The sequence below is a fragment of the Fredinandcohnia onubensis genome (assembly GCF_002734285.1).
Taxonomy (GTDB): domain Bacteria; phylum Bacillota; class Bacilli; order Bacillales; family Bacillaceae_L; genus Ferdinandcohnia; species Ferdinandcohnia onubensis_A.
Window position 1 is genome coordinate 49,728 of the sequence record NZ_NSEA01000019.1, and the last position, 12,647, is coordinate 62,374.

The window sequence follows — 12,647 nt, forward strand, 5'->3', positions numbered from 1 at the left end:
CAAATGCTATAGGTTTACTTCTTTTTTACAGATTAAAGATTCATAGGAACGGCTTTGCAGCTTCCTCGTTCCTATATAATTTTTGGTATCGGTATGGGGAGAGATTTGTGTGTAATTTAAAAACTTTAGAAAAGTAATTAGGGTCTTCAAAACCATTCATTTGCGCAACCTCATTAATCGTGAAGTCTGTTTTTAACAACATTTTTTGAGCTTGTTGTATTCGATATTGTTGTAAATATTTTTTAAAGGGTACACCATGATGCTTGCTAAAGATAATACTTAAATAGTTCGGAGTAATGCCAATGATATTGGCGACATCCGTAAGTGATAGTTTTGTATTACGATATTCCTGTCCGATTACATCGGCCGCTAATTCGGCATAGTTTGCCTTCAGTTCGTATTTTGTATCTGTCACATTCTTCATTAAAGTTTGGGTAAAAAGAATCATTTCTTGAATAATTGTATAGAGAATTGGGGCATCTAAGATGATATTAAATAATCTTCGGTAATTTTCTTCTATGAATGCTCTTTGATGTAGATTGTACTTTAACATATATCTTCGAATTTGAGCTAATACACTTGTTAAGTGAATTCGGATTGAATCTTGATCATAATAGATTCCGTCCACACACAATTGATATAGAAATTCCTTGATTTTTGGAATATCCTCGTTTTCGAGCCCTTCTATCCATAGTTTCTGCTCTTCCGGAGTTAACAGTGGATCTAATTGCTGAAATACAAGCCTTTTACTCGTATAAAAAACATGTTCGAAGCCTTTATAGAAGCGTTGATTTAAAGAGTTTAATGTTTCTTGGTACGTCTCCCACAATGATACAGGTGGCCCATCGTACACAGCAATATTAATAGGATGATCCCCGATTAGGTGCCATTCCCGAATCAATGCTCTCGCTTTTTTATTAAATTGTGTAAGATCTTTGACTCCTGAAATACAGATTATTTGTTTGGTTAATGGGTAATAGTTGACGTTTTCAAATAAGGGTGTTCCATTTAGCCAATTATATAAGTTGATGACATCCTCAGGACTCTCTGGCTCAATTAAAAAAAACAATTGACTCTCTTCTATGAGTTCCTCTGGATTTAAAAATAATCGCAAATAAAATTCATTATCAAGTTCTTTTTGCTCAGGACTTACTTTTTTATTTGTGATGACATCTGAATGGGAATGTATGGAAATTTTTAACTGATTTAAATCGATAGGCTTTACAAATAAATGAGCAACTTGCATTTGAATTGCTTTTAAAGCATTTTTAAAAAGAGGTTCTGCTGTAATCCCAAAAGTTAAGCTCCCTTCGTTTTTGACTGATTTTAAAAAGTGAATATCATTCATATCTTGAACCAGTTCAATTTCAACCATTATAATATCAGGCTGTTTTTGGTCATAGATCGCTTGAAGCTGCTTAAGGGAAGTGAAAATCGTAACTTCCGCACCGCTTACTAAATAGGACTGCAAAAACCACTTTAAACCGTTCGCCTCTTCAAAATCCCTATCAATAATATACACACTCACCATCAAAATCACCTTATGAAAGTTAAGAATTTTATATAAACTCTATTATAGCACTAATTAAGAAATAAGGGACAGGTTAGGTATGGTCACAGTGACGCCCCGGAAATCCTCGAAGTATGTCGAAAGTAGGTGTGTTCATTAGTTCCTATGTATTATGGTACTATTAATTTACTTTCACCTGTACTAATCGTAAAATATTATTTCAAACAAACGTTTGATTAGCGGTCTAACATTACAGTGCCAGGCCTTTTCAATTTCAATCAAACGCTTGATTGGATGAGTTTTTGAGTGGGAAAGAACTGCTGTTATACTGGTGAAATGTTATTATTTAGTATTCTTGAATAACATAATGGGGCAGGTTTAGTGTCCAACGTATGTATATCATTATCTACTCTAGGTTTATTCAGTCGTTCCTCAAATAGTCTTTTCTTCTCTTCAAAGCTAGGATTGTGTACAGGTTCTTTGCCCTGATCTCGATTATGAAACCAGTCAGGAAGGAGTTCTTGTCTAGTCGTTTTTTTCATAGATGGGTGCTTTGTTTGATGTTTATAGTGAAGACGTCCAGCATGAACATCATCCAGTGTTTGATAGCCTTTATCAACCCAGTCCCTTAGGACTGCTTCTGCATAGCTCCAGCGCTTAGTTGATGAATTTTCTACAGCCAGCTTCATTGCCTTAATCACGAGTTCGTCTGATAATTCATTACACCACGCCTTGATTTTGTCAGCTATAAAGCTGCCGATTGTTCCAAATCCATTTTGCTCGAAGAATTGGAATGGGTCTTCTTTTTCATGATTTTGCTGGACATCTTTTGAAGAAGAAGAAGTCTCTGATGTAATCTTTGTAGTAATCTCTGTAGTAATCTTTGGTATTGGTGTGTTCAGATTGAACTCCTCTACGTGCCAAGTTGAACCGCTCGACTGTTCAATTTGAACACATGGGCTGTCCAGGTTGAACACATCGTCTGCTCCATCTGAACCTACCACTTGTTCAGGTTGGTCTGATGGGATAAGTTCTTCCTCCATGAAAGTAAGATCCTCGCAAATGCCATCATCCTTTAATTCGTTTAGATTTTCATAGTTAATTGTGTACCATTTTGTTTTGTCCAGTTTTAGTTTATTGAAATTTTGTGAGGTTAGGTAGCCTTTATTTTCTAGTTTAAGAATTGCTCTTTTAATCGTGCTTTTTGAGATGAAAGGAATTTGTTCGACCAACTGATCATAGGTGAGATACACCCATTTTCGACCAAGTTTAATATGTTTGCTGCGTTGGAGCCAGTAGTGGATTTGTTGAAGGATAATACTTTCATTTGTACCAAGTAATTTGGCAAGAGTCGGTACAACAATTAGTGGTCTTTCATTCAGTAGAATATTTCCATTCATGTTCGTTCATCCTTTTTGTTTTAATTTGAGGGAGCGGGACAGTGGGCTGCATCCGCGGTGGGTCAGAGGGAAAGGTCCCTCGTCCCACTAAATGCCTAACGATGTATACGTTTGCATTTTATCTTGTGTTGTATACTGTAAGACACACATGGCGGTTCGGGTGTATTGTTTTTCTAGTAGATAATGAGATTCGTTCATGGGCAGTTCTTGTTGATTTTTGAATTGTATGATTGATTGGGTTTTATTGTTTGTTTGCAGAGATGGAATGATTGATTTTATATGGTGGTAGAAGATCCAATTGCACTCAAACGCGGTAGGAGAGTGAGTGGGGAACGCGAAGATATTTCTTCGAGGGTTGATTGGAATAGGTACCTTTTGAATCGCGCCAGTTAGGTGGGTGACGGCTTTGCGCCTGCCTTCGTATGTGGCTCCGCCATCGAGGCAGGCTGCTTTGATGATTTGGAGTGGAGTTTGTCTTATGTAGAGGGTTTGATGCTCCTCTTTGACAATAGATGAGTACTCGATTTCCCTTGCGGGGAGAATTGCCTGTGTTTGAGGGTTCACTTCGTAAGTGAGTTGAATGTTTTTCATGTGGGTTGCTCCTTTTTTTTGTGGTGGTGGTGCGGGGGATTTTAATCAAGAGAATTACGTAATTGGTCGGTTGAGAGGTGGTTCAACAATATTGGAGAAAAGTCTGATAAGAAATCCAACTATCACTTCTTCTTTGGATCAGAAGTAATAAGCTTTGCCAAATTTCTGTTCATGACTACTATATCTTCGTGGTATTTCTTTGGGATTTCTTGATATATCTCATCTAATTTAAGCATCAACTCAGGATGTTTGATTTGGCTCATGAACTCAAAATCCCCAAATAGCTCTCCAGGATGTATATCAAGTTCATCCGCAATTCTTAATAACAAGTCGAGTGAAGGTGTTCCGACACCACGCTCAATCTCACTTAAGTATTTCGATGCTATGTTTAGCGCTTTTGCTAGCTCTACTTGACTAAGCTTTTTCTTGTTACGAGAGTTTCTAATACTTCGACCAATAACTGAATTATCTATCATAAAGATCACCTCTAGGACTAGTAAATCCTAGAAAAAACAAAATGGAAACACGCTGTTAGTTGGAGTGCTCTGGTAATCTATCCTACAGTTTGATTTTTGGAAAATTTCTTTTGTGGTGTCACAGGGACGCCCCGAAATGCATCGAAATTTGTCGAAGAATTGATGTTTGTCACTGGGATAGAACCGAATTATAGGTTAAGAGATGATTCTAATAAATAGAAGAAGTGGTTGAATATACAAAAAAGAAGGATGGGCAAAATCTTCATTTCTCAGTCGTACCATATGAAATATAGACATTTAAAGTCTGGTTTTCATTTTTAAAATAAGTCAGCACTATAGATTTTAACTTATGGTCCAGGCTATTCAAGCTATTCCTAGCATATAAATTAGCATAATCATATTGAAAGTGGTGAAAAACATGGGAAAAACTTTAAGGGTAGGAATTATCGGAGCAGGTGGTATCGCAAGGGACGTACATGTTCCAAACTATTTAAAATGTGGCGAGCTGGTTGAGGTTGTGGCCGTAAGTGATGTTGTAAAAGAAAAAGCTGATCAACTAGCAGCGGATTTCCACATTCCGCACGTTTTTTCAAGTTATGAGGAAATGCTAGAAGAGGTCCCATTAGATGCAGTGAGTATCTGTACCCCAAATAAGTTCCATCATCCTGCTGCAATCGCTGCCCTACATGCAGGCTGCCATGTTATATGTGAGAAACCGCCGGCTATAACAGCAAAGGAAGCAAAGGAGATGGCTTCTGCTGCCTCGAAGGTTGGGAAAATACTAACATATGGATTTCATTTTCGCTATGCTCCACAAGTTGAAATGCTTAAGAAATTTATCGATGGTGGAGAACTCGGAGAAGTTTATGCTGCCCGCGTCACAGCGATGCGCCGTCGAGGTATTCCTGGATGGGGAGTTTTTACGAATAAGGAGCTTCAAGGTGGAGGTCCATTAATAGATATAGGAGTCCATATGCTTGACACGGCGTTATATCTGATGGGTTACCCAGAACCTGACACCGTCCTGGGGATTACTTACCAAAAGTTAGGGAACCGAAAAGGAGTGGGCCTAATGGGCTCATGGGATTGGGAGAATTTTTCGGTTGAAGATATGGCCCGTGGGATGATCACTTTCAAAAATGGCGCGTCTATCCTTTTGGAAACAGCCTTTGCTGCTAATGTCGAGAAAGCAGAAGAAATGAGTGTAACCTTAATGGGTGACCAAGGTGGAGCTGATGTCTTTCCGTTAAAGATTTATCAAGAAAAGTACGATTCCCTAATCGACATTACACCAGCACATTTACCGAAACGAAATTTTCATGAACAAGAGATTAAAAGATTTGTAGATGCCTGTTTAAATGGCACACTCCCATTAAGTACCCCTAAACAAGGTGTCTATCTCCAACAAATTATTAATGGTTTATATACGTCTGCGGCTAAGGGGGAAGCGGTGAAAATAAACAAAGTGTAAACAAAGCGTCACAGTGACGCCCCGAAGTTTGTCGAAGGTCGGTACGCATTGGGCAATATCAAGAGTATATGAATTTAATAGTTTAAGGGTAAGATGATCCACACGAATATGAATAGCTAAAGGGGCTGGTGCCCCACGTGAATCCTTTTTTAGATTACGGGGTCAGGCCCCCGCTGTGATAAAGTTTTACCGTACTATAGTTTATATGGAGTGCATAAGTAATATCCTCGGTATTTTGGTTGCATTTTTTGTCAGGAGAAAGGCAATCTGTACTAATTTTATGACTTCTGAAATTGGCGATTTCAAACAAACATTTGTTTAATGAGCTAGGCTAGTGGTAGCAAGGAACTAGTGATTTAATCAATCGTTTGTTTGATTTTATTTTGTGGGGGAAAATTGTATGTGAGTGAAGCTGTTATACTTTGAAAGATGCTGGGGTCCGACATTTTCATTTAAAAATTGACAAATTCCGAGGGCTTGCCCCTTAGTAGAAATACCAGTTTTAAGCAGCAATTTCCAATATCTTTCCAATGATAATTTAAGAAACTGCATTTACAAAAAAAGCCTAATTCCCTAAGTATTTTAGTGGGAAATAGGCTTATGATTTTTTACAAACACCCTGGTTAGTGAAAATTACTTATATTTTCACCCGTACAAATGAAGACGATATGACCATTCACTTCAATTGTTCCTGTACTGACATACTTTCACAAGTTGTTATAAATCGTCTAATGAATATGTTCTATCGTTCATTTATTTTGCCTCAAAGTTATAGCGGTTTACTCACCCACCATACCGTCCCCATCACGGTCATCCATATATTGGTATAACCAGTGGTCACTCGTTATTGGCATACGGAAGCCTGCTGCTTTTGCTTCTTTAATCGTCACCTGTCCATTTCCATTTGTATCAATGCTAGAAATATCACCGTTTGTATTTGGAGTAGTTGACTCGGGTGGCTTCTTTTCTGTTAAACCAAGTTTTGCGTTTACTTCATCAGGGTTAACATTATCAAATTTATCAACAATTACGTTACCCTTTAAAGTATAGGTATACTGATAACTTGAAGGAATCTGCGTTTCCGTATTCGGATATGTGATAATCGCTTCAAAATTAGTGGCTCCACCTGCGCGACGGATGGCGTCTTCCAAATATGCTTGATCACCATGTCGGTTGAGCGTACTATCTTGTGGGGTAATGTTATAAGCATTCGATACCCCACCGAGAGAATCAGCAATGATATGTCCTTCATCTAAAACGTCACTTTCGACACCAGGAACCTTTGCCTCATCAGAGTAATATCTGCCAGACGATAATACAGGCTCGTTACGGTCATCTTGTAAAATGATTTCGTCAGCAATGACACGTACTAGTTGACCGTATTCATTCGTAAATGCCCAATATTCACGGTCCCCAAAACCAATATCAACGACGACGTTAGCTTCACGATATCCAGACAAATCACCACCATCAACTTCAATCAGTTTGTATCCTGGGAACAATTCCTTACTTGATTGGGTTGGTGTTTCCTTGACTACTGGTTCATCAACAACCGTAGTGTTCGTTTCTTCTTTTTTAGTGTTATTTGTATCACCTGTCGTTACGTCTTGCGGAGCTGTTGCTCCATCTGTAATGGATGGATCTTCTACGTTGGAACAACCAAATATAAAGATGATCGTTAAAAGTAAGAATAAATAGTTGATTCTCTTTTTCATTTCAAGACTCTCCCATAATAGTTTCATACTGTTCAATCTAAAAAATCTCAGAATCAAAACATAGATTAACACTATTATCACACTGTTAATAGTACATTCTAAGATTATTCCTATCAACTATTATTAAATTCCAAAAAGACCTGATTTATTCCCTTGCATTTCAAGTACTTACAACTCGAGTCTAAATTCGATATATCAATGTACCATTTAGTTTGTTAAGGAAATCAAAAAAAATAATCCCATCTCATTAGTTGAGAAGGGATTATTCATAATTCAATACCTTAGAAAGGTCTACTAAGGGATAATATACTATCTTTCACAAGCAAAATTATCTTTATCTCTATCCATTTTAGGTTGATAGGCTGGATGATCAGAAGCTACTCCATTTGGATATTTCTTTCTTAGTTCAGTACAATTGGCAAAGTCCTCTGATCCTTGACTTGAAGCCGCTTGAGCATCCGCCTTTGCTTTAGCCTCAGCATATTTTGTGTAAAAAATATAACGAAACACCTAATTCGTGTGAACCAGCCTTTTAAATCTCTTCCCTACATACCAAGGGTAATTCTCTTCATTTAGAACATCCTCTGGTAGAATTGCAAATGGAACTACCTCATCTCCTTTATACCAGAACTTTTCTCCTAGTTGGTATACTGGTAGTTTGTAAAACACCTTTAATGCTTTGAATAATTTAGGTTCAATCAACGCGACAAAACAAGTAACTTCATTTTCGATACCAAACTGGTAAATTGTTGATAGTATGTTTGCTAAAATTTTGCTACGACGATGTTCCGGTAAAATAGCAAGTTTGTCAATCTCAAAAACTTTCCCCTTTACTGATGGATGTTCTTTGAACGGAAAATCATTGTGAATCGGGGTTAATTCCATAGTTCCCACATAAACCTTATCATTTTTAAATAAAAACTTTTCCCCCCTTACTGGTTCTATTTCATAACCTTTTTCTTTCCAGCATTCCATCCATATCCTATTAAACTCTTTTAACTTATTTTCTGAATCAACAATTTCGTACATTACTCTACCCCTCTCGTGTAGGACTATATTACCACTAAATGGATATTTTAGTAAATAATATCCTGGTTACATGAGGAATATACTACTAGGAGGGTCAGAGGGACAGGTCCCTTGTCCCAGCAATTTGTAGGGGGCGGTTCCACCGTCTCCCTTTAAAAGCGTAGAGGCTGCAAAAGTCATACGGCAATTATGTGAGCAAGAATGGCAAGCCTCGTAAAAAGAAGAAGTAAATAAAAAAAATAAAATAACCCACTGAGTAGCGTATTGTTTTTGCTACTTGGTGGGCTTTTAGTTTTAAAATACTATTAAATTTTCAATACTACTCTTTTAAATTTTTAAAATGCTTAAAATTTCTTGACCAAACTCTTCAGCCTTTTTTGGTCCAATACCTTCTATTTCTAAAAGTTCATTAATAGTGCCGGGTCTCTTATCAAGAATAGATTCTAAGGTATTATTTGTAAAAATGTAATATGGCTTAACGCTTAGCTCTTTTGAACGTTTTGTTCTAAATGCAGTTAAAGCTGATTTTAGTTCTTCTCTGCTTCTATCTTCTGACTGAATTTTTGTGTTTATTTTAGTTAATGGCTTTTTGACTTGGGAATCCTCGGCATAGTTTCCTTTTATAATAGATAATATTTCCTCCCCAAATTCATCTGCTTTTTTATGACCAATACCTTCAATCTCTAAAAGTTGGTCTATTGTGAGAGGCTTTTTATTTAGAAGACTATCTAATATTTTATTAGTAAAGATATAGTAAGGTTTAACATTGAGTTCTTTTGAACGTCTTAAACGAAAATCTGATAGTGATGTCTTTAAATCACTATCAATATGACTACTTATACTCGAAGTAGTAGTATTTTTGGTTATTGAATTCTTCAGTGATGTTTGTTGCGGGTCTAACTTGTAGTCCTCAATGTTAAATGCTTTTTTTTTACTAAATTTTAGGACGGTATCAGCAATTTCGTAGAGTTTCTGATCACTCATTAATACAGGTGGCTTTTTCTCTAATTCACTTTTTATGAATGTCTTAATCTGATCATGTCGAATGACACTAGATTGTATGCTCGCTGGTGCCTTTTTAGAAATGTCTAAAATGGTTTTAGGGTTTGCAAAAGTAACAGCATATTTGACTGGGCAACTTTCGATTACTCCTTTATCCTTAAGGAGTTTTTCAAGAATTGCTACATGTCTTTCTACTTGGTTTATTGGGCTATACATGCCCTCTTTGTTCACAATTCTATTATTTTTAGTAATCAATCGTTGGAATTCACCTTTATCAGTAATATGTATATTACCAAACAGCTTTTTAACTTCTAGAACCATAATGAACTTATGAGTAATAATTACAAAATCTAATTGAGCGTGATAATCCTCATACTCAAGATAGACATCATGTAGAACGACCAAGGGCAGCATTGAATTTTGAAGTTCAAATAGTACGTTTTTTTCTCCTGTTTGACCTTTGGAAAATAATTTTAAATGTCTTTCTACCTTTTTCATATCGATGTTTGATTCTTTACTTTCTGCCAACTTAGTTAGATTTGTTATTATAGGGGACTTTTCATTAAATTCTTTATAAATTTCTGGTTCTTTTATTTCCCTTTTATCTATTAAGGCATTGAAAACACTTTTTAGGAAAGACATTTTTTTACCCCACTTTCGAGTATTTATATTCTACGAAAATACATATGTAACTTTTTGTAAGTAATAGTCTAATTATAGCAAAAAATAGTAAATAGTGTGCGTTCCATGTGCCGTTTTGATACATTGGAAGAGCAAATAGAGGTAATCTGATAACCTATCAAGTTAACGTATGGAGTGACCATATGGCTACTTGGTAGGTTATTTATTATTGGGATGTGAAGGTTTGTTGAAAAATGTAAAAATTTAAAGGTATTTATACCTACATGTCGTAGTTATTTTATATGGTTTTATTCATAAAAAAATGTGAGATAAGGGAGTAAATATGGCTGTAGTTGTAAAAAGACAAACTGTAGTACAAAAGAAAAGAGAAGATGCATTAGTGGTTAAACATAAACTACAAAAAGAGATTGAGAAGATAAAGCAAGAAAATAAAAAAGAGATTATGAAGCAATCGCTAATATGGATGACCCTGTTGGGAGCATTTCTATTTTTTATTTTCCCTTTAGGATTTGTAGGTGGATGGTTTATTGGGCGTGAATATGCCCTGCGAAAATTATGTAAAGAACAAAGACGACAGTTAGAAAGGGTTAACGAAAAGATAAAACTTCAGTTAGGTGAGGCTGGAGAAAATAAAGTATCTGATACCATTGAAACACTACTACCAGATAACTTTTTATTATTGAATGACCTTGTAATCCCAAATGGCCGTAATGGAACACAAATTGACCATGTATTAATTGGTCTAGATAAGATTTATTGCATTGAAACCAAAGACATAACCGGAAAATTCTATCCTCATAAAGATGGATGGTTGTGGTACCCTACTTCTAGTAGAGGAGAAGTGCGTAAAAAAACTGTTGTTAAAAATCCTCAACATCAGTCTATATATCACGCCAATCACCTGAAGAAACTTATCGAGAGCCATGGATATTCAGTTGAGGTTAAGCCAGTTGTAATTTTGACAAATCCTTACGGAGAGTGGAAAGGAAGACAAGATAAAAGGTGCCCGATATTTCGTGTTAAAGATTTTATTGAATATGTAGCACAAGAGAAAGAGGTTAAGATTACGGTAGATACAAAGGAAAAAATAGCTAAGTTCCTTTCAGAAAGTGATCAAAAGTACTCTGCAACTTTTTATGATCAATTTGAAACTATGTAAGTCCGAATGAATGGAAAGAAAAATTACAAAAGTATCTAGGTCACAGTGACGCCCCGAAGTGTGTCGAAGTGTTAGACCGTAAAGGAATAGCGAGCCAGATTCCCAGCTAAGATAAGGTTTTAACGTGTTAAGTACTAATTACTAGAGTTGGAGAATGAATAGTTTTTCTTTTTGCATCGCTTGTGGGCTTTTTTTAGATTAGGTTGGCAGCTACACTAATTTATTTTAGCGCTTGTATAATTTCCCATTTCCCTAGTAATACTTAGAGGAATTATTAGGTAAATGTTGAATAAGATGTAGTAATGCTAGTCCCCTCTATCACTCTAGTAAAATACTAGTAATTATCACCGTAAAGGTGCTAGGGTGAATTGACATTTAACATCAAAGTAAGAGATGGACGAGGTGTAGGATAGGGACAAGCTTTGCAAAGATAGAAAGTTACAAGAAGAACTACTTTGGATAAAGCGGTACTTTTCTTGTGATTTTTATAAACCTTAGCAACGAGAGGAGAATGATCGATGAGTGGATTAGGTGGACTAAATAAATCACCTGATGGAGTCGTACTAGGATTGGTACAATTACAACTACCGAATGTAGTAACCAAGGAAGATTTGGCAAAACAAACGCAAAGGGTATGCGATTTGGTTGCAAAGGCACGTAGGAACATGGCGACCATGGATCTAGTCGTTTTTCCTGAATATTGCCTGCATGGTCTATCGATGGATATGAATCCTGAAATCATGTGTTCGATTGATGGCCCTGAAGTCAAGGCATTCCAAAAGGCCTGCAGAGACAATAAGATTTGGGGATGTTTTTCAATCATGGAGTATAACCCTGAAGGGAATCCGTATAATACAGGGCTTATTATTGATGATACAGGTGAAATTAAGCTGAACTATCGAAAGCTTCATCCTTGGGTCCCAGTAGAACCATGGGAGCCGGGAGACAATGGCATTCCGGTATGCGATGGCCCTAATGGCAGTAAGTTAGGCTTAATTATTTGCCATGATGGGATGTTCCCGGAGATGGCTCGTGAAGTTGCATATAAAGGTGCCGACATTCTGATACGTACGGCCGGATATACAGCCCCAATTCGTCACTCTTGGCAGATCACAAATCAAGCAAATGCCTTTTGCAACTTAATTTATACAGCCTCTGTTTGTATGTGTGGCAGCGATGGTACGTTCGACTCCATGGGTGAAGGAATGATCGTGAACTTTGATGGAGTCCCACTCGTTACTGGAGGAGGAAGACCTGATGAGATTATTACGGGTGAAGTACGTCCACAACTCGTGCGTGAAGCACGACGTCTATGGGGAGTAGAGAATAATATGTACCAATTTGGCCATCGTGGATATGTAGCTGTAAAGGGTGGCGCCAATGACTGCCCTTATACCTACATGCATGATATGGTCAATGGCGAATACCGATTACCTTGGGAGGACGAGGTTGTGCATAAGGATGGAACTTCGTTTGGGTTTGCGGAGCCGACGAGGGGGTATAAGGGGTCTAGGTAGGAAGTGGTTTGGGGAACATCTGGTCACAGTGACGCCCCGAAGTTTGTCGAAAGATTAAGAGGGAACGAGGCACAGTGTTCCTCGTTCCAAAGTATAAGGATAAAGCGACATGCTATAATACAATAAAAAAACCCG

The 12,647-nt window shown here is 37.1% G+C and carries 10 protein-coding genes and 1 pseudogene; 3 read left to right on the plus strand and 8 right to left on the minus strand.

The window, feature by feature from the left end; genetic code table 11:
- Positions 1-40: 40 nt before the first annotated feature.
- The 4 genes from CKJ95_RS17540 to CKJ95_RS17555 all read right to left on the minus strand — a co-directional run bounded on the left by CKJ95_RS17540 (position 41) and on the right by CKJ95_RS17555 (position 3,977).
- Positions 41-1,528: a response regulator transcription factor gene (locus CKJ95_RS17540; protein WP_180271569.1), complete on the minus strand. Its 1,488-nt coding sequence runs from the start codon at positions 1,526-1,528 to the stop codon at positions 41-43.
- Positions 1,529-1,833: 305 nt separating this feature from the next.
- A complete protein-coding gene (locus CKJ95_RS17545; protein WP_099354736.1) occupies positions 1,834-2,910 on the minus strand; it encodes a DnaD domain-containing protein in 1,077 nt (358 codons plus the stop codon).
- Positions 2,911-2,997: 87 nt separating this feature from the next.
- Positions 2,998-3,501 carry a competence protein ComK gene (locus CKJ95_RS17550; protein WP_099354737.1) on the minus strand — a complete coding sequence of 168 codons (504 nt, stop codon included), beginning with the start codon at positions 3,499-3,501 and terminating at the stop codon, positions 2,998-3,000.
- Between the two features lie 122 nt (positions 3,502-3,623).
- A complete protein-coding gene (locus CKJ95_RS17555) occupies positions 3,624-3,977 on the minus strand; it encodes a helix-turn-helix domain-containing protein (RefSeq protein WP_099354738.1) in 354 nt (117 codons plus the stop codon).
- A gap of 418 nt (positions 3,978-4,395) precedes the next feature.
- On the opposite strand from CKJ95_RS17555, the gene CKJ95_RS17560 reads away from it, so the two are divergent.
- On the plus strand, positions 4,396-5,448 hold the full coding sequence (locus tag CKJ95_RS17560) for a Gfo/Idh/MocA family protein (RefSeq protein ID WP_099354739.1): 1,053 nt from the start codon (positions 4,396-4,398) through the stop codon (positions 5,446-5,448).
- A 779-nt stretch (positions 5,449-6,227) separates the two neighbouring features.
- Here the strand turns inward: CKJ95_RS17560 and CKJ95_RS17565 are convergent.
- The 4 genes and pseudogenes from CKJ95_RS17565 to CKJ95_RS17580 all read right to left on the minus strand — a co-directional run bounded on the left by CKJ95_RS17565 (position 6,228) and on the right by CKJ95_RS17580 (position 9,836).
- The gene (locus tag CKJ95_RS17565) at positions 6,228-7,163 is read right to left on the minus strand and encodes a DNA/RNA non-specific endonuclease (RefSeq protein WP_099354740.1); all 936 of its coding nucleotides are present in this window, start codon (positions 7,161-7,163) and stop codon (positions 6,228-6,230) included.
- Between the two features lie 309 nt (positions 7,164-7,472).
- Positions 7,473-7,598, minus strand: a pseudogene (locus tag CKJ95_RS17570) (excalibur calcium-binding domain-containing protein); the annotation flags it as partial.
- A gap of 75 nt (positions 7,599-7,673) precedes the next feature.
- On the minus strand, positions 7,674-8,192 hold the full coding sequence (locus CKJ95_RS17575) for a GNAT family N-acetyltransferase (RefSeq protein WP_099354741.1): 519 nt from the start codon (positions 8,190-8,192) through the stop codon (positions 7,674-7,676).
- Positions 8,193-8,519: 327 nt separating this feature from the next.
- The gene (locus CKJ95_RS17580; RefSeq protein ID WP_099354742.1) at positions 8,520-9,836 is read right to left on the minus strand and encodes an HRDC domain-containing protein; all 1,317 of its coding nucleotides are present in this window, start codon (positions 9,834-9,836) and stop codon (positions 8,520-8,522) included.
- 322 nt (positions 9,837-10,158) lie between these two features.
- On the opposite strand from CKJ95_RS17580, the gene CKJ95_RS17585 reads away from it, so the two are divergent.
- Together CKJ95_RS17585 and CKJ95_RS17590 are read left to right on the plus strand one after the other, a co-directional pair.
- On the plus strand, positions 10,159-10,995 hold the full coding sequence (locus tag CKJ95_RS17585) for a nuclease-related domain-containing protein (protein ID WP_099354743.1): 837 nt from the start codon (positions 10,159-10,161) through the stop codon (positions 10,993-10,995).
- A 518-nt stretch (positions 10,996-11,513) separates the two neighbouring features.
- A complete protein-coding gene (locus CKJ95_RS17590; RefSeq protein WP_099354744.1) occupies positions 11,514-12,512 on the plus strand; it encodes a formamidase in 999 nt (332 codons plus the stop codon).
- Positions 12,513-12,647 lie beyond the last annotated feature (135 nt).

Coding starts and splice junctions, on each gene's coding strand:
- CKJ95_RS17545 (WP_099354736.1), bottom strand. CDS start 2,910: ATGAATGGAAATATTCTACTGAATGAAAGACCACTAATTGTTGTACCG.
- CKJ95_RS17550 (WP_099354737.1), bottom strand. CDS start 3,501: ATGAAAAACATTCAACTCACTTACGAAGTGAACCCTCAAACACAGGCA.
- CKJ95_RS17555 (WP_099354738.1), bottom strand. CDS start 3,977: ATGATAGATAATTCAGTTATTGGTCGAAGTATTAGAAACTCTCGTAAC.
- CKJ95_RS17560 (WP_099354739.1), top strand. CDS start 4,396: ATGGGAAAAACTTTAAGGGTAGGAATTATCGGAGCAGGTGGTATCGCA.
- CKJ95_RS17565 (WP_099354740.1), bottom strand. CDS start 7,163: ATGAAAAAGAGAATCAACTATTTATTCTTACTTTTAACGATCATCTTT.
- CKJ95_RS17575 (WP_099354741.1), bottom strand. CDS start 8,192: ATGTACGAAATTGTTGATTCAGAAAATAAGTTAAAAGAGTTTAATAGG.
- CKJ95_RS17580 (WP_099354742.1), bottom strand. CDS start 9,836: ATGTCTTTCCTAAAAAGTGTTTTCAATGCCTTAATAGATAAAAGGGAA.
- CKJ95_RS17585 (WP_099354743.1), top strand. CDS start 10,159: ATGGCTGTAGTTGTAAAAAGACAAACTGTAGTACAAAAGAAAAGAGAA.
- CKJ95_RS17590 (WP_099354744.1), top strand. CDS start 11,514: ATGAGTGGATTAGGTGGACTAAATAAATCACCTGATGGAGTCGTACTA.